Source organism: Synechococcus sp. H60.1 (assembly GCF_047462335.1).
GTDB lineage: Bacteria > Cyanobacteriota > Cyanobacteriia > Thermostichales > Thermostichaceae > Thermostichus.
In genome coordinates, this window is sequence record NZ_JANSJA010000069.1 from 1 (window position 1) to 15365 (window position 15365).

The 15365-nt window shown below is 60.4% G+C and carries 18 protein-coding genes, 1 tRNA gene and 1 pseudogene; 9 read left to right on the top strand and 11 right to left on the bottom strand.

Annotated features, from left to right (window positions below):
- Window positions 1-130 precede the first annotated feature (130 nt).
- A complete protein-coding gene (zds, locus tag NW852_RS03895; protein ID WP_414366707.1) occupies window positions 131-1576 on the bottom strand; it encodes a 9,9'-di-cis-zeta-carotene desaturase in 1446 nt (481 codons plus the stop codon).
- A gap of 129 nt (window positions 1577-1705) precedes the next feature.
- Here zds and NW852_RS03900 point away from each other — a divergent pair.
- Window positions 1706-1777 (top strand) — tRNA-Gly (locus tag NW852_RS03900).
- Window positions 1778-1825: 48 nt separating this feature from the next.
- Here the strand turns inward: NW852_RS03900 and NW852_RS03905 are convergent.
- The 5 genes from NW852_RS03905 to NW852_RS03925 all read right to left on the bottom strand — a co-directional run bounded on the left by NW852_RS03905 (window position 1826) and on the right by NW852_RS03925 (window position 5646).
- Window positions 1826-2566: a D-alanyl-D-alanine carboxypeptidase family protein gene (locus NW852_RS03905; RefSeq protein WP_414371360.1), complete on the bottom strand. Its 741-nt coding sequence runs from the start codon at window positions 2564-2566 to the stop codon at window positions 1826-1828.
- 39 nt (window positions 2567-2605) lie between these two features.
- Window positions 2606-3043 carry a peroxiredoxin gene (locus tag NW852_RS03910; RefSeq protein WP_414366709.1) on the bottom strand — a complete coding sequence of 146 codons (438 nt, stop codon included), beginning with the start codon at window positions 3041-3043 and terminating at the stop codon, window positions 2606-2608.
- 70 nt (window positions 3044-3113) lie between these two features.
- A complete protein-coding gene (locus NW852_RS03915; RefSeq protein WP_414366710.1) occupies window positions 3114-3737 on the bottom strand; it encodes an HD domain-containing protein in 624 nt (207 codons plus the stop codon).
- Window positions 3738-3841: 104 nt separating this feature from the next.
- Entirely contained in the window at window positions 3842-4843 is a 1002-nt protein-coding gene (locus NW852_RS03920) for an NYN domain-containing protein (RefSeq protein WP_414426479.1), read from the bottom strand.
- Window positions 4844-5022: 179 nt separating this feature from the next.
- Window positions 5023-5646 (bottom strand): TMEM165/GDT1 family protein, encoded by a 624-nt coding sequence (locus tag NW852_RS03925; protein ID WP_414366122.1) that lies wholly within the window; start codon window positions 5644-5646, stop codon window positions 5023-5025.
- A 456-nt stretch (window positions 5647-6102) separates the two neighbouring features.
- Here NW852_RS03925 and NW852_RS03930 point away from each other — a divergent pair, with 456 nt between their 5' ends.
- The 3 genes from NW852_RS03930 (at window position 6103) to NW852_RS03940 (ending at window position 6937) form a co-directional block, all read left to right on the top strand.
- A complete protein-coding gene (locus NW852_RS03930) occupies window positions 6103-6270 on the top strand; it encodes a zinc ribbon domain-containing protein (protein ID WP_414366120.1) in 168 nt (55 codons plus the stop codon).
- 89 nt (window positions 6271-6359) lie between these two features.
- Window positions 6360-6482: a hypothetical protein gene (locus NW852_RS03935; protein ID WP_414371435.1), complete on the top strand. Its 123-nt coding sequence runs from the start codon at window positions 6360-6362 to the stop codon at window positions 6480-6482.
- A gap of 35 nt (window positions 6483-6517) precedes the next feature.
- Window positions 6518-6937 (top strand): YraN family protein, encoded by a 420-nt coding sequence (locus NW852_RS03940; RefSeq protein WP_414371355.1) that lies wholly within the window; start codon window positions 6518-6520, stop codon window positions 6935-6937.
- Here the strand turns inward: NW852_RS03940 and ruvX are convergent.
- Complete coding sequence (ruvX, locus tag NW852_RS03945; RefSeq protein ID WP_414371353.1) at window positions 6904-7383, bottom strand: Holliday junction resolvase RuvX; 480 nt, start codon at window positions 7381-7383, stop codon at window positions 6904-6906. The two genes, NW852_RS03940 and ruvX, sit on opposite strands and share 34 nt — an antisense overlap.
- A gap of 110 nt (window positions 7384-7493) precedes the next feature.
- On the opposite strand from ruvX, the gene ahcY reads away from it, so the two are divergent.
- On the top strand, window positions 7494-8774 hold the full coding sequence (gene ahcY, locus NW852_RS03950; protein WP_414371351.1) for an adenosylhomocysteinase: 1281 nt from the start codon (window positions 7494-7496) through the stop codon (window positions 8772-8774).
- 140 nt (window positions 8775-8914) lie between these two features.
- Here ahcY and NW852_RS03955 read toward each other — a convergent pair whose 3' ends face one another.
- A complete protein-coding gene (locus tag NW852_RS03955; RefSeq protein WP_414426480.1) occupies window positions 8915-10126 on the bottom strand; it encodes an argininosuccinate synthase in 1212 nt (403 codons plus the stop codon).
- Between the two features lie 304 nt (window positions 10127-10430).
- Between NW852_RS03955 and NW852_RS03960 the strand changes: the two genes are divergently transcribed.
- A complete protein-coding gene (locus tag NW852_RS03960) occupies window positions 10431-10928 on the top strand; it encodes a DUF4079 domain-containing protein (RefSeq protein WP_414366111.1) in 498 nt (165 codons plus the stop codon).
- A gap of 131 nt (window positions 10929-11059) precedes the next feature.
- Entirely contained in the window at window positions 11060-11932 is an 873-nt protein-coding gene (lipA, locus tag NW852_RS03965) for a lipoyl synthase (RefSeq protein WP_414366110.1), read from the top strand.
- On the opposite strand, the gene NW852_RS03970 is transcribed toward lipA, so the two are convergent.
- Window positions 11929-13143, bottom strand: coding sequence for an Era-like GTP-binding protein (locus NW852_RS03970; protein WP_414366109.1), 1215 nt, complete (start codon window positions 13141-13143; stop codon window positions 11929-11931). The genes lipA and NW852_RS03970 overlap by 4 nt on opposite strands.
- 170 nt (window positions 13144-13313) lie before the next feature.
- Between NW852_RS03970 and NW852_RS03975 the strand changes: the two genes are divergently transcribed.
- Both NW852_RS03975 and aroQ read left to right on the top strand, forming a co-directional pair.
- Window positions 13314-13463, top strand: a complete 150-nt coding sequence (locus NW852_RS03975) for a hypothetical protein (RefSeq protein ID WP_414366108.1) — start codon at window positions 13314-13316, stop codon at window positions 13461-13463.
- 222 nt (window positions 13464-13685) lie between these two features.
- Window positions 13686-14189, top strand: coding sequence for a type II 3-dehydroquinate dehydratase (gene aroQ / locus NW852_RS03980; protein WP_414366107.1), 504 nt, complete (start codon window positions 13686-13688; stop codon window positions 14187-14189).
- A gap of 244 nt (window positions 14190-14433) precedes the next feature.
- Here aroQ and NW852_RS03985 read toward each other — a convergent pair whose 3' ends face one another.
- Complete coding sequence (locus NW852_RS03985) at window positions 14434-14970, bottom strand: thioredoxin family protein (protein WP_414371345.1); 537 nt, start codon at window positions 14968-14970, stop codon at window positions 14434-14436.
- 240 nt (window positions 14971-15210) lie between these two features.
- Window positions 15211-15365, bottom strand: a pseudogene (locus NW852_RS03990) (IS630 family transposase); the annotation flags it as partial.

Here is a 15365-nt window from a genome sequence, read left to right on the forward strand (position 1 = left end):
TCAAGCCTCCTGAAGCCTTTTTGGCCGAGCACCGATCCCAGGCTAATAACCACTTGACCACCGCTGTTGCTTTGCTGGGTATTGGCGTTTTTACGGTGCTCTACCTGCTGCAATCTTCATAGACCGCCCGCTAAGCCGACGGCTGAGGATCCCGACAGGCGGCCAGGATGGCCTGGGCGGCCAGATGGCCGGAGAGGGTGGCCCCTTCCATGCTGTCGATGTAGTCTTGGGCGGTGTAGCTGCCGGCAAAGAAGAAGTTGGGCACAGGGGTCTTCTGCTGCGGGCGATAGGGATCCATGCCCGGCGCTTCTCGGTAGAGGGAGTGGGCCAGCTTGACCACGCTGTACCAGGTCAGGTTCAGTTGCCGCGAGGAGGGGAAGAGCTCGTGCACTTGGTGCAGCACGTGCTGGGCAATCTGCTCGTTGGGCATGGAGATGAAGGGATCCCCCGGCGTAAGCACGCATTGCAGCAGGGATCCCTGGCCGGGTTTGTAGTAATCGGCGGGGCTGGTGAGGGCGAGATCAGCAAAGCAGGAGAAATCGGCATCGGCGGTGTAGAGGAGGTTATCGATGCCAAGCGGCTGCGGGTGGTCGGCGGCGCGTTTGGCCCGGCCCTTCAGCTCCGTCACCCAGCCATCGAAGCGCAATTGCACCGTTGCCACAGGTACGGATTCCAGCTTGTAGAGGTTGTCGAACTGGGGCCACTGCCGCCACACCTGTGGGATCAGCCGTTTGGCACCCTCCACGGCTGTTGCACACACATACACATCTGCTTCTACCCGCTCGCCATTGGCCAAGACCAAGCCGGTTACCGCGTAGGGAGGGGAGTCGTTGACTTCGATGCGGCTGACTCCCCGGCGGGTGTAAACCTGACCGCCGCGGGCTTGCAGGTAGCGGACAATGGGCTGGGTAAGGTAATTGTCCGGGGATCCCTTGAGGAGGTTGAGCTTGGAGGCGTCTGTTTTGCTGGCAAACATCTGAAAAATGGTCAGCATGCAGCGGGCGGAAATCTGCTCCGTATCGATGAAGCCCAGGGCATAGGCAATCGGGTTCCACATCCGCTTCAAGCTAGCCTCGGATCCGCCGTGGCGGCGGAACCACTCGGCAAAGCTCAGCCGATCCAAGGCGCGAATCTGCCGCATTGCCCCTTCGTAGTCCAGCAGGCCACGAATCAGAGGGCTGGTGCCCAGCGCTAGGGCGTTGCGCAGTTTATCGGCCCAGGAGAGCTGCTCTGTCGTGAAGAAGGCCTTGAGGCCGTTGAAGGGCGCCCCCAGGGGAAAGCGAAAATCGAGGCTGCCCGTGTGCCCGCCGCGGTTGACAAAGGTGTGGATGTGCTGCTTAGGCAACAGGTTCTCGTAGGCCCCCACCTTCTTCATCAGGGCAAACAAGTTGCTGTAGTTGCAGAAAAAAACATGGAGGCCCATCTCGATGTGGTTGCCCTCGGCATCCTGCCAGGAGCCCACCTTGCCGCCCACAAAGGGCCGCGCCTCGTAGATCTGCACCTGGTGCCCCGCTTCCGCCAAATCAACCCCTGTGACCAAGCCGGCCAACCCTGCTCCGATAATGGCTACCCGCATCGTGATCCCCTCAAATGAGCCCCGCCAGGGGCTGACGCAACTGCAAAGAAAGATAAACTTCTCTCATTCTGGAACAGGGATCCCTGGCTTGACAAACGACCGCAAAACTTGCCATGATAGATGTCCCATGCGGATGTAGCTCAGTGGTAGAGCTTCTCGTTGCCAACGAGACGGTCGCGCGTTCGAATCGCGTCATCCGCTTTTTGGACCCTCACCCCCGTCCCCTCTCCCGGAGGGAGAGGGGAGTTGTTAGCGCTTGTAGAAGGTCTCCAGGCTGTGGCGGTCGCCCACAAAGCGCCAGTGCCAGGGTTCGTAACTCACCCCCTGTGGGTTGCCGCGGGGAAAGGACAGCTCAAAGCCAAAGCGAGCAGCATTCTTCTCCAGCCAGCGGAAGGCAGGGGTGGTCTCAAAGGCCTCCTGGGTATCCCATTGAGGGAACTGGGCATCGCCAATGTCGATGGCATAGCCCGTGTGATGCTCGCTGTAGCCAGGGGGAGCGCTGAGCGCCGCCCGTTCTTCCGGTCGCAAGGCCCGCGATTGGGCCACCTGAAAAAACAAAAACTCCTGCTCCGCTATCGAGCGAAACCCAGAGATAGGGACGAGGCGGATCCCGTCGGCTTGGGCTGCTGCGCTCATGCGCAGGTAGCTCTCGGCAGCCGCCTGGCGCAGGCGCACCTCTCGACCGTGGTAGTGGCCCACCACCTGCAAGCTCTCCGGTGGAGCTTCTGCATAGGCGTAGTGCCCCAGCACAGAGACCCGTCTATCCTGCTCAGTTGACTGCGCCAGAGGGGGCTGACTGGCTTCTTCCAGAACTGGGGGATCCGCTACTTGCTGGGATCCAGGTAACTGATCTATCCCCCAACCCGCCAAGAGCACCAACCCAACCACTACCAGCCCCAAGCTCAGGCGCAACCTCAAGGTAGCCGCCGAGCCTTGCGCTTTTTCCACCGAAGTGGACTGGCGACGCGCAACCGGAATGTCGTCGTTCATGCGCAAGGGCCGGGATCTCAGAGAAGAACCGAAGAGATTTTACAGGCCCAAGTCTGCCAAGATATCGCGGGCATGGGTTTCGGTGTTGATGTTCTGATAGACCTTGGCAATTTTGCCCTCGCCATCAATGACGTAGGTCACCCGCTTGGCGTAACCGCCCCCATCCACATCGTAGGCGCGGGCAATCACCCCACTGGTATCGACCAGTAGAGGAAAAGGCAAGTTGTACTTTTCGGCAAACTTTTGGTGAGAGGCCTGGTCGTCCATGCTCACCCCCAACACCACCACGTCTTTGCTTTGGTAATCGGCGTAAGCATCGCGGAATCCACAGGCCTCTTTGGTGCAGCCGGGGGTGTCGTCTTTGGGGTAAAAGTAAAGGACAACGGTTTTCCCGGTAAAATCAGCCAGAGAAACTTGGTTGCCGTGGGTGTCGGTGGTGTTGAACCCTGGAGCAATGGTGCCAACAGCGAGAACCATAGACAGGTGACCTGAAGAGTGCGAAGAAGAAGGCTGCCCTCAGCATTCTCTTCAGCCCTGGTCGTCTCTGTCAAGCGGTTGCCGGCTCCGACCCGGCTGCCCGTTGCAACTCGACCACCAGCTCTTGGAGCTCCACCGCCAGCCTAGAAGGCAGCCGTCGCCCCAGGATCTCCGCCAGCGACCGGTAGTACCACAGGGATCCCTCTTTGCCGCCGGAGAAGCGCTCCCAGAGCTGATCCCCCAGTTGGTGAAAGTCTCGCAGGATGCAGCGGACGTTGTGCAGTTTGTCAGCGGCGGCCACCAGCAAGACTGAGGCATCTGCGCTTTCCAAGTGCTTGAGATAGGCCACTTTGCGCTCTTTCCAGTTTTCTTTGGGCTCGCCCAGGGAGCTATCGCTGTCGGTGTCTGTGCATCCCAGAATGATCTGCAGCACCCGTTCTCCAAAGTGCTCCCGCAACTCCCGTTCGATCTGGGCCCGCGGCTCACTGATGTAGCGGGGGCCATCCTCCAGGCTGTCGTGGAGCAGGGCGGCAATAGCCTCATCTTCGTCGGCGCCGTGCTCCAGGGCGATGGACGCCACCGCCAGCAGGTGGCTGAGGTAGGGGATCCCTGTTCCCTTGCGGGTTTGAGCGGCGTGCCAGCGGTAGGCGTAGCGCATGGCCTCGGCAAACCGCGGCGACAACTGGGTGGACATGGGTATCTCTCCATCGAGGTTGGAAGTTGAGGGGATGGGTCAGGAATGGTCTGCTGTTGGTTGTTGATTTGATTATGGGAGCAACTGGCCGGAACCGCAGAGGTTCAGCCGCTGGCCTCCGTCTGTTTTGCCGGTAAGGGCACTGGGATCCCTGTCCCTTGCCAGGCACAGAGATCGACAAAGCGATCCGCCAGGCGAATCAGCTCCGGGTGTGTGCTGGGCCGGTAGGCGGCTACCTCCAGCCGGCAGCCTTGGCTGCGGATGTGCCGGAGGGCTGGCGCGAAATCCCCATCACCGCTCAGCAGCAGCACCGTCTCGTAGCGGGAATACAGGGTCATTAAATCCACGATCAGCTCCCCATCCAGATTGGCCTTGCGGCTGCCGTCGGCACGGGTGACGACCGGCTTGGTAACCACCCGGTAGCCCAACTTTCTCAGCTCTGCCAGAAAACGGCGCTGGCTAAGGTTGTGCGGATCTGTGCCGCTGTAGAAATGCACCTCCATCTCGGTTCGGCCCTGGCCCAGCCAGCTCAACAGTCCGGGGTAGTCGAGAGGGGATCCCCATTGCTGGGCACTGGCGTGCAGGTTAGCGCCGTCAATAAACACCCCCAGAGCTTTACGAGGGGAAGGGAGGGCTGGCTGGGACTCCACCTGCTGCTGCAGACGTTGCAATTGCGCCCGCATCGACTCCAGTTCCTGAGGAGTCGCCTGGGGCAGAGCATTGAGCCGCAGTTCTACAGCTTTGAGCCGCCGCTGGATCTGTTGAATGGCCTGCGTGGTGGGAGCCAGTTGCTGCCGCACCGATAAATGTGACGTAGGCCGAGCTTCGAGAGCGTCGATGCGCGCCTGTATCGCCCCCAGTTGGGTCGCCATCTGTTCCTGCTGCTGCCAGCTCTGCCCCAACACTTGGCAAAGCTGTTCTTCGCGGCGGCGGATGGCCGGGTAAGCCGCAGCCACAGGCAAGAGACCCCAGACGACCTGGCGGGTTACTAAGGCTGTCACCCCCAAAGCCAGGGATCCCGCCCATAGCCAGGTTAGAGGAAAGATGGGAGTTTTGCTCATCGTCCATTCTCCTGCTGCATCGCTTACGGGGATCTGGCCAGGCATGAAGGGCTCTCTCGCTGGACAAGAGACTTGGGAGTTGGCGGAGAGATACCCCAATGCCCTTCGACACCCGCCTCCGTAGTATGTCTGTTGTTGGAAGGGGGGACTTCCAGCTAGGGGAGGAGAAATTATGTCAGTAGAAGTCAATTCTGAAGGGAACCGGGCTGGGTTGCCCGACAGGTTTATCCCAGCAGTTCCCAACCCGTTATCCCGGCAAAGATCAGAAACAAGCTGCCTCCCAACCAATGCACGGCTCGTTCAGAGATATGGGCTGCTAAAAACCGGCCACCCACCACCGCCAACCCCACCATGAGGCCGTGGCCGAGGGTAGCTCCTGCCCAGACACTCAATCCCGGATGAGTGGCTGCTAAGGAGACGGTGGCAACTTGGGTTTTGTCCCCGAACTCGGCTAAGGCTGTCAAGCTCAACGCTTCCCAGACAATCGTCCAGGCGCCGCCGCGGCCAGCCCCCTTTTCCTCGGCTTGTTCCACCAGTTTCAGGGCTTCTTCCTCTTCTGCTTTCTCTTGTTGAGGAGTCATTCTGTAGGCTTGCCAGAGCATTCTCAGCCCAAAGGCAGCAAAAACCCCTGCTGAGAGCACCTGCCCCCCCAGTGGTGGCAACAACTTGAAAAGTACCTTCCCGGCCACTACAGCCAGCAGGGTCATCAGCGCCAAAGCCAGCCATGTTCCCAGAAAGACCCAACGGCGCGGGTGACGCATTGCCAAAATGAGGGGGGTAAAAAAGGTCTTATCCCCCAGCTCTGCCACTGTGACCAACAGGAAACTCGACCAAAAACCAGCCCACATGTTTTAGCCTCCAACCTCTCTTGTATGCAGGGTGGCTCACAGCTAGAGGTGAAGGCCGGAGAAGTCAGACGGGATCACCAAGCTCACCTCTGCGTGAACCCAGTGAAAGTCTCGTCACCAAAGCAGCCCAAAGTAGTTCTCTGGGCAGGCCTTGTCTGCTGCACCGGGCTTGCTGGCCAGTATGTCGATGCAGAGGGCGGTGGGCCACCTGACTACTCCCTTTCGAGGCTAAATGGTAACATGTCGAGCAGCAAGCGGAAGGAGCCAATACTTGAGAGAACGATCACCAGCAAGCTACTGAAATCTGGGCTCCCCAGGGCCAACGAGAGTAGGGCAGGAGAAAGGGCAGGCTATCACCGAAATGCATGGGATACCCCAAGGGATAGCGCCTAAAAAGAGCGGCGGCGGTCGAACAGTGAGGCCTACGGCCCGCTAGCGCGAGGGGCTTTCTACCTGTTGAGGCAGTTTGTGCAGTACAAGGCAATGAGGGTAGGGGTCGAGGTTGTAGGGGTTCCGCCTGCCTACAGCTCACAGACCTGTCACCAGTGCTTGTGGCTTGGCCAGCGGGAAGGGGATGCGGATTTTAACGGTGCCACTCGCGTTAGCGGGACGGAGTCCTTGTGAGCGAGCTTCAGGGCTACTGAAAATCCTACCCGCCTATGCGGTAGGGTAGTTTATGGTCGAGGCATAGGATACAATTAGGAGAAAACTGCGTGGATGCAAAGTCGATCTTGGTGGCGGTCGCCCTGATCCTATCTTTGGCGAGCTTTTATTTTGGCACCCGCAACGGCTTCTACGACACCGACAGGTATCACGGCAACGGCTCTGCCCACTAGGGGGAGGGATTCGGAAGAGCTCCTTAGACTTAGATTTGTACGAGGTAGGCGGGGAACCCTTGCCCAAGCGAACTTCTCTCCAAGACACAGGCAAGGCTGGCGAGGCTTGGGTGCGGCAGTACCTGGAGGAGCAGGGCTGGCAGATCCTGGCGCAACAGTGGCGCTGTCGTTGGGGGGAGCTGGATCTGGTGGCCGCTAGGGCAGGGGAGTTGATTTTTGTGGAAGTGAAAACCCGCAGTGGCGAGGGCTGGGATCAAAAGGGGCTTTTGGCGGTTGGGATCCAGAAGCAGCGGCGCCTGATCCGAACCGCCCAAGCTTTCTTGAGCCAGCACCCTGATCTTGCTGAATTAGCCTGTCGCTTCGATGTCGTTTTGGTGGAACAGCAACCGGCCAAAGAAGGGGTGAGCTACGCCTTGGCAGACTATCTGCAGGGCGCTTTTGAGCTTTGGGAATAGCGCCGCTCGTCCAGCCAAGTTTGTAAAATTACCGCCGCCGACTGTTGGTCGATTAAACCCTTCTGGGCCCTGGCTGGGATCCCGGCCTCGCGCAGATCCCACTCCGCCTGCACCGTGCTTAGGTACTCGTTGACTGTAACCACTGGCAAATCCACTGTCGCGCGCAGAGCCTGTACAAACCGCTGCACCTTGCGGGCTTGGGATCCCACTGAGCCGTCCGCCAAAAGGGGGATCCCGACCACCACCACGGTGGCCCGACGGCGGCAGATCCACTCTTGCACTTGGGCGATATCTTCGGGCAGGGAACGGCGCCGGATCACCCCCAACCCTGTGGCCAGCAGGCCCAGCCCATCGGAGCCGGCCACGCCGATGCGGCGGTTGCCCACGTCCAGCCCCAGCGCCGAAAAGGGATCCCTTGTGGCAAAATAGTTCAGGTCTGTTGACATCTGGTTACCCCTCTTGCCGACATTGTAACGGCCTGAAACTCACTGTTCCTAGCCGTGTAGCTCGACTGATCCTCTGTCCTTTTTCGACGACCTTTTTTGGAGCCTTCTCGATGACCAGCGCCACCCTGTCTCTCCCCAAGCACGAAGTCAAAGACCTTGGCCTCGCCTCCCTGGGCAAGCAACGGATCCAATGGGCGGCGCGGGAGATGCCGGTGCTGGCCCAGATCCGGGAGCGCTTTGCTCAAGAAAAGCCTCTGGCCGGGCTGCGCCTGGTGGCCTGCTGCCATGTCACCACCGAAACGGCCAATCTGGCCTTGGCGCTGCAGGCAGGGGGAGCCGATAGCGTCCTCATCGCCAGCAACCCTCTCTCCACCCAAGACGATGTGGCCGCCAGCCTGGTGGCGGACTACGGCATCTCAGTCTTTGCCATCAAAGGAGAAGACGTAGCCACCTACCGCCGCCACGTGCAGATTGCTTTGGATCACCGCCCCAACCTGATCATCGACGACGGCGGCGATGTGACGGCAGAGCTGGTGCAGCACCGTCAGGAGCAGCTCCCGGAGATCATCGGCACCACGGAGGAGACCACCACCGGCCTGGTGCGCCTGCGGGCCATGGTCAAGGCGGGGGTGCTCAGCTTCCCGGTGATGACCGTTAACGATGCCGAGACCAAGCACCTGTTCGACAACCGCTACGGCACCGGCCAATCCACCCTAGACGGCATCCTGCGTTGTACCAACATTCTCTTGGCCGGGAAAACAGTGGTGGTAGCCGGCTACGGCTGGTGCGGCCGGGGAGTGGCGATACGGGCCCGCGGCATGGGATCCCAGGTGATTGTGACCGAGGTCAACCCGGTGCGGGCCCTAGAGGCGGTGATGGACGGCTTTCGGGTTATGCCCATGGCTGAAGCCGCCCCTCTGGGAGATCTCTTCGTCACGGTCACCGGCAACAAGCACGTTATCCGCGGCGAGCACTTCGACGCGATGAAGGATGGGGCGATGGTCTGCAACGCCGGCCACTTCGACATCGAGATCGACCTGGTGGCGCTCCAGCAGCGGACGGTTTCCCGGCAGACGGTGCGCCCCTTTGTGGAAGAATACCGTCTTCAATCGGGCAAGTCGGTAGTGGTGCTGGGGGAGGGCCGGCTGATCAACCTGGCTGCTGCCGAAGGCCACCCCGCCAGCGTCATGGACATGAGCTTTGCCAACCAAGCGCTGGCCTGCGAGTACCTGGTGAAAAACCGTGGCCACCTGGCTCCTGGGCTGCACCCCATTCCTGCGGAGATCGATGAGACCATCGCCCGCCTCAAGCTCAAAGCCATGGGGATCCAGATCGACAGCCTTACCCCGGAGCAGATCGAGTACGGCAACACCTGGACGGCAGGAACCTAGAGAAAGCCCCTCACCTCCGCGGTGGAAAACCTGGCCCACCTGCGCCGTTGGGCCAGCAGGCAAGCGGGTTGCCAGCTCCCTCCCAGCGGGCTAGCCGGTTGACCAGCGCCCCGGATGGACAAATTGCCTAACGGTAGAGTTCAAGCACCACTACCCCGGTGCACCTGGGCCCAGACGCGGGTGGGCAGACCCCAGATGTAGATGAAGCCTTCGGCAGCCCGATGGTCGAATTGATCCCCTTCCCCGTAGGTGGCCAGCTCCGCGTTGTAGAGGGAGTAGGGGGAGCGACGGCCCACGCAGACGGCCTGGCCCTTGTGCAGGCGCATCCGCACCACGCCAGTGACGCTTTTTTGGGTGGTGCGAATGAAGGCGTCGAGGGCCTCCCGCAGCGGTGAATACCAAAGGCCGTTGTAGATCAATTGGCTGTAGGTGGTCTCGATACCGTACTTGTAGTGGATGACCTCGCGGGTGAGGGTGAGGCTCTCCAGGTCGCGGTGGGCCTGGATCAACACCGTTAGGGCGGGGCACTCGTAGATCTCGCGCGACTTGATCCCCACCAGCCGGTTTTCAATCATATCGATGCGACCGACACCGTGGCTGCCAGCCAAGTGGTTGAGCCGCTCGAAGAGGGCTCTGGGGCCAAGGCGCTGCCCGTCCAGCTCTACCGGGATCCCCTCTTCAAAGGCGATCTCCACATAGGCGGGCTCGTCGGGGGTTTGGGAGATGGGGCGGGTGAGGGCGTAGACTTCCTCCGGTGGCTCTTGGTCGGCGTCCTCCAGAATCCCGGCTTCAACGCTGCGGCCCAGGATGTTGAGGTCGATGCTGTAGGGGCTGGACTTCTGCACCGGCATAGGGATCCCGTAGCGCTCCCCGTAGGCAATGGTCTCCTCGCGGGTCATGCCCCACTCGCGGGCCGGGGCCAACACCTTGAGCTTGGGGTTTAGGGCGGCGATGGCCAGGTCGAAGCGCACCTGGTCGTTGCCCTTGCCGGTGCAGCCGTGGGCCACGGCGTCGGCGCCCACCTCTTCTGCCACTTCTACCAACAGCTTGGCAATCAGGGGGCGGGCCAAGGCGGTGGAGAGAGGGTAGCGCTGCTCGTAGAGGGCGTTGGCCTGAATGGCGGGGAAGGCGTAGTCGGCAATCAGGATCTGGACGGCCTCCCGCACTAGGGATTGCTCCGCCCCGGCCCTCAGCGCCTTGGCTTGGATGGCCTCCAGCTCTGCCCCCTGGCCCAAGTCCACCGCCAGGGTGACTACCGATTCCACCCCCCACTCATACTTGAGATAGGGAATGCAGACGGAAGTATCGACGCCCCCCGAATAGGCCAATACCACTTTCTTTGCCCGTCCCATGCTGCTGCCGATCCCTGTTCAAAAGAAGTTGCTAGCCCATTATGCCCTGTGGCTGGGAGCTTGAGGCGGGGGTCGGCACCTAGGAGTGATTCAGCTACTGGAATTGGGATCCGCAGCGTTACCCAAGTTGCAAAGCCCATCATCTGGCCCGCTGCCAACGGCCAATCCATTTCTACCAGCATCTAACGCAGATAGGGCCCCAACTCCTGGAGTCCACCCAGGCCTGTGCCGCGGCAGAAGTTTTTTAAATTTTTAAAAATTTGTGTTAATTTAGGGGCAGCCTCCTCTTCGTTGCGCAATCCCTATGAGCGGCATTCAACTTCCCCCATGGCTGAAGCTGGCCTTGCCTTTCTTTCACCCTGTGCTGATGATTTTCGCCTTTGTCCTAGCTCTCTACGCTCTTTACCTGGGCCTGCAGGTGCGACGGCTGCGCACTGCTTCTGCAGAAGAGCGCAAAGAACTCATCAAGGGTAAGTTTGGCCAGCGGCACTTTCTTGCTGGATCCCTGTTCTTGCTGTCGATGGTGTTCGGGGCCCTGGGCGGCATGGGGGTGACCTACCTCAACAACGGCAAGCTGTTCGTTGGCCCCCACTTGCTGGCGGGATTGGGCATTGTGGCCTTGGTGGCTAGCTCTGCGGCTTTGGCGCCCCTGATGAAGGATGGCCAAAAGGCCTGGGCCCGCAATGTCCACCTCCTGCTGAATTTGGTGATTTTGGGGATCCTGGGCTGGCAGGCGGTGACTGGCTTTCAAATTGTGCAGCGCATCGTCAACCAGATGCTAACCTCTCCTCAGCTGGCCTAGCCCTTTTCCGGCTAAGGGCGATCGATCTGGAAGGCGTCCATGCCACAATGGACGCTATCCCCTTTGTCTTTCTCCTTGGATTGGAGAAGGATGCTTTCCCAAGCTACTGAGCCCTAGCAAGCGGTTCTCCCATGCCTGTTAGCCCTCTTCCCAGTTGGGTCAAGCGCTCTATTGGCAAGGCCAGCGATATCTCGGCGGTGCAGCAGGTGATCAAGCAGCGGGGCCTGCACACCATCTGCGAAGAGGGGCGCTGTCCCAATCGGGCCGAATGCTACAGCCAAAAGACCGCCACCTTCCTGCTGATGGGTGGGATCTGTACCCGCGCCTGTTCCTTTTGTCAGGTGGCCAGCGGGCGGCCCGCGCCGTTGGATCCGCAGGAGCCGGAAAAGGTGGCTGAGGCCGTTGAGCTGCTGGGGCTCCGCTATGTGGTGCTCACCTCGGTAGCTCGCGACGACCTGCCCGACCAGGGATCCGGCCGCTTCGTGGAGGTGATGGAAGCAATTCGGCGACGCTGCCCTGGGATCCAGATCGAGGTGCTCACCCCCGATTTTCGCGGGGATCGCGACTGCATTGCCCGTGTGGTGGCGGCCCGACCGACCTGCTACAACCACAACATCGAAACCGTACGCCGGCTGTCGCAGGCGGTGCGGCGCAGCTCTGGCTACGACCTGTCGTTGCGGGTTTTGCAAACCGTCAAGGAGCTGGATCCCGGCCTGCCCACCAAGTCCGGCCTGATGCTGGGGCACGGGGAGACCCGCGCGGAAGTGCTGGAAACCTTTCGCGATCTGCTGGCGGTAGGGTGTGACCGGCTCACCCTGGGTCAGTACCTGCAGCCTTCCCTGGCCCACCGCCCGGTGCAGCGCTACTGGACTCCGGAGGAGTTTGTCGAGCTGGGCCAGATTGCCCTCCAGATGGGGTTTCGCCAGGTGCGCTCTGGGCCTTTGGTGCGCAGCTCCTACCACGCCGCCGAAATGGCCCAGGATGGCGGGGAAGGGGGATCCTAGGCCTTTTCAGCCAGCTCTTGGCTGCTGATGAGATCCCGCAAGAGGGCCCCTAGGCCGAACCCCTCTGGGGCAAACCGGAGCAACACCTGTGGCGCCAGGGATCCCAGGCGGTACAAACTCACTCCCGCCACCAGACCTGGCAAGAGGCTGTTGCTCCAGCCTCCCCACAGCCAAGAGCTCACCCCCTCGGCCAAAAGCAGCAGCGCCCCGTTGAGTAGCAGCAGTCGCCACAGCCCCTCCTGGACGGATCCCAGCGCCCCCCCTAGGGATCCCCAGGGTAGGCGCAGCCGCATTCCCAAGCCCAGCAGCCACAGCCCATCCAGCAGCGGCGCCAACAGCAGATCCAGCCCCAGTGGCGCTAAGCCCACCGCGATCCCCTTGCCGAGGGCGCAGGCCGTGCTCCATTGCTCGACAAAGCAGGCGTGGTGCTGCCACTGCTTTTGCCAGAGCTGGGCCTGGAGGCACTCCAGCCGCTTCAGCACGTTGAGGGCCAATAGGGATCCCGCCTCTGCCTGCAAAATCTCCACAATGCGCTCTCGCAGGGCCTCGATCTGGGGTGCGGGCCGCTCCCATTCCAAGGTAATGCGGCCATCTGGCCAGTGGGTGCGCACCTTAGTGGGCTTAGGACAGGCGGCCACTGTTAAGATCTCCTGGGGCAACACCCAGCCCAAGTGATGGCTGATCTGGGTGCGAATGGCCTGCAACTCGGCTTCCGAATAGAGATCGCACTTGTTCAACACCAGCAGGATCGGCTTGTGCAGGGTGCGCAGCTCCAACAGAGCTTGGTACTCCAACTGGGTCAGGTCGGCGGCGATGACAAACAGGATCAAGTCGGCGGCGCGGGCCACCTCCCAGGCCAACTGTTCGCGGGCTTCTCCGTTGACCTCGTTCAAGCCGGGCGTATCGATGAGCCGCACCTGCCAAGGGATCCCCGGCCCCGGCTGCCACAGCAGCGATTGTGGCTGTTGCGTCACCCCGTTGAGGGGCCCTACCTCCAGGCGGGCCTCGCCGGTCAGGGCGTTCAAGACAGCCGACTTGCCGCGGTTGACCAGACCAAACACCGCAATGGAAAACACCCGACTGACAAGACGCTTGCGCAGAGTGGATAAAGCTTTGAACTCTGGCTGCAAGTCCTGACGGCTGGCCAGAGCTTGCCAGTGATCCCAGCAACGCTGAAAAACGGTTTCGGCTTGAGTTAGAGGAGTGGTCATCGACAACAAAAATGGCCTAACCCCCACTCTAGAAGGAATTGATCCCCATAGCCAGGCTGGTATTCCCCCCCAGCGTGGGGAAGTCCGCCGGGATCCGAAGCTCACAGAATGGGGCATGATCACCTTGGGGCGTTGGCGCTCCCGAGTCTAGAATCTCATCGACTGTTGCTATGCTGTACCGCCTCCCCAACTCGCTCCGCTGGCTCCGTCTTGGCGGATCCCATCGCTCCAAACAAGAGCGTCAAATTGTGCGCAGCCTGCTGGCCTTTGCAGGTGCCCTCCTGATCGTGGATATCGTGCTCCTGAGCGCCCTTTACTAGTCCGATGGTATTTCCAGCTCCCCATTTCTACGCTTGTCGAGAAAAAGCGCTATCATGGAGATCCATTGGTCAAGCTCCGTTGATGGCTCTGTAACTCCTACGAGGCAGGTCGGATGGATTGGGTAGAAAAAGTTCTCGAAAAGCTCCGCGAATGGGTGGAACGTGTAATTGATACCCTTCTGGGAAGTCCTCAGCCCCAACCTGCCCCCATTCCCGTAGAAAATGGATCCCATCGTCGTCGCTAATCCGACTGCCATCGCTTCCGGTGGCGAGCTCCTCAGCCTTCTGGTTCTGCACGGTCCCAACCTCAACTTGCTAGGGGTGCGAGAAGTAGGCATCTACGGCTCGGTGTCCTTAGAGCAGATCGATCGGGCGCTCCACCAGCAGGCAGAAGTTCTTGGGGCAAAGCTGGAGATCCTGCAGTCTAACCATGAGGGAGTGTTGGTTGATGCCGTCCACCGCGCCCGCCAGCAGCACGCCGGCATCCTCATCAACCCCGGCGCCTACACCCACACCAGCATTGCCCTGCGGGATGCCATTGCTGCCGTGGGTCTGCCCACCGTAGAAGTTCACCTGAGCAATATCTATCGCCGCGAACCTTTCCGCCAGCACTCCTACATTGCTGCTGTAGCCATTGGCCAAATCAGTGGATTTGGAGCCCACAGCTACCTATTGGGCCTACAGGCTCTAGTTCAGCACCTGCGGCTGCAGGCCGTCCAAACCTGACCGAAGAAGTTTGGCCTTACCTCGACGCTACCGCGATAGTCGCTGCTTGGTGATCCGCAAACGCGGGGAGGCCCCCCACCTGGAAGAGGCAGACACTGGGTTTCCCGGTGGAGAACATCTGTCCTCAGCCGTGTGAGAGAGGAGGGCAGGCGCCAGGTAGGTATCGTGCGGGCGCAACTCAAAGAGTGGCTAACTGGTAAAACCAGTGGGCAGCTGAGAGGGACAGTGGGGATCCCCTAGGTTCCTATCCATGGCTGCGCGGATCCGCCTGATTCGAGAGGACAGGCCTGCCCGGCTGCAGCTCAGACACCTGTCCGGCATTGGTCAACCGCAGGGGCTGCCCAGTTGCCAGAGCCAACACATTGGCCCGCAAAATGGCGGCAGGCTGTTCTCCAATAGCAGATCCCAGCACTTCCCCTTGACCATCCAAAAAGAGAAAGTGAGGGATCCCGTTCACCCGGTAGCGGCTCAACTCCGGCAGCCACTTGGGGTTGTCCACGTTTAGCATGACGAAGTTCACCTGATCGGCAAATTCTTTCTTCAAGTTGGCCACGAGGGGTGCCATTGCTCGGCAGGTGGTGCACCAATCGGCGTAAAACTCCACCAGAGAAGGCTTGCCGTTGGCCTGCGCTTCCTCCCAGGACACTGCCTCTGCAGCCAAGTCGGCCAAGCTGGTGCTGGCCTGACGAGCTTGATTGGCTAGAAACAAGCCTGCCGCCAGGATCACTGCCACCATGGCAACTAACCCGTTGCGCAACCGTTTTGCCCAGTCTTCCTTCATAGCTCCATCACCTCGCCATCTGGTGCCCCTGGATTCAGCTTCCGCCTTCCCCGTTCTAGCATCCCCCTCTCTCGGCGGTGGGTCAACTAGGTTCTGGATGGTTGTCTCCCGGCTTTTGGGTGAGGGATCCCTGCTGGAGAGGAGGGCAGGTGGACATACTCCCCCCAGCTATAGCTTGCTTCTGCGCACCAGTAAGCCTAGGAATTCTTGTTGCTGGTTTTACTACAGCTTGTTAAAGAATCAAGGGGTACAGTAGCAACACTTAGCAAACCAACTCCGGAAGCAGGATGGATTAATCAGGAGTAAACAAGTCTGCACTATCTGCTCCACGCTATACTTCCCAACTCTGGAAAGCTGCCGAATAAAATGCTTCAACACCGACCCCATCATCTCAA

Bases quoted from the DNA above. Each gene is read 5' to 3' on its own strand.
- zds (WP_414366707.1), bottom strand. From the start codon at position 1,576: ATGCGGGTAGCCATTATCGGAGCAGGGTTGGCCGGCTTGGTCACAGGG.
- NW852_RS03905 (WP_414371360.1), bottom strand. From the start codon at position 2,566: ATGAACGACGACATTCCGGTTGCGCGTCGCCAGTCCACTTCGGTGGAA.
- NW852_RS03910 (WP_414366709.1), bottom strand. From the start codon at position 3,043: ATGGTTCTCGCTGTTGGCACCATTGCTCCAGGGTTCAACACCACCGAC.
- NW852_RS03915 (WP_414366710.1), bottom strand. From the start codon at position 3,737: ATGTCCACCCAGTTGTCGCCGCGGTTTGCCGAGGCCATGCGCTACGCC.
- NW852_RS03920 (WP_414426479.1), bottom strand. From the start codon at position 4,843: ATGCCTGGCCAGATCCCCGTAAGCGATGCAGCAGGAGAATGGACGATG.
- NW852_RS03925 (WP_414366122.1), bottom strand. From the start codon at position 5,646: ATGTGGGCTGGTTTTTGGTCGAGTTTCCTGTTGGTCACAGTGGCAGAG.
- ruvX (WP_414371353.1), bottom strand. From the start codon at position 7,383: ATGTCAACAGACCTGAACTATTTTGCCACAAGGGATCCCTTTTCGGCG.
- ahcY (WP_414371351.1), top strand. From the start codon at position 7,494: ATGACCAGCGCCACCCTGTCTCTCCCCAAGCACGAAGTCAAAGACCTT.
- NW852_RS03955 (WP_414426480.1), bottom strand. From the start codon at position 10,126: ATGGGACGGGCAAAGAAAGTGGTATTGGCCTATTCGGGGGGCGTCGAT.
- NW852_RS03960 (WP_414366111.1), top strand. From the start codon at position 10,431: ATGAGCGGCATTCAACTTCCCCCATGGCTGAAGCTGGCCTTGCCTTTC.
- lipA (WP_414366110.1), top strand. From the start codon at position 11,060: ATGCCTGTTAGCCCTCTTCCCAGTTGGGTCAAGCGCTCTATTGGCAAG.
- NW852_RS03970 (WP_414366109.1), bottom strand. From the start codon at position 13,143: ATGACCACTCCTCTAACTCAAGCCGAAACCGTTTTTCAGCGTTGCTGG.
- NW852_RS03975 (WP_414366108.1), top strand. From the start codon at position 13,314: ATGCTGTACCGCCTCCCCAACTCGCTCCGCTGGCTCCGTCTTGGCGGA.
- aroQ (WP_414366107.1), top strand. From the start codon at position 13,686: ATGGATCCCATCGTCGTCGCTAATCCGACTGCCATCGCTTCCGGTGGC.
- NW852_RS03985 (WP_414371345.1), bottom strand. From the start codon at position 14,970: ATGAAGGAAGACTGGGCAAAACGGTTGCGCAACGGGTTAGTTGCCATG.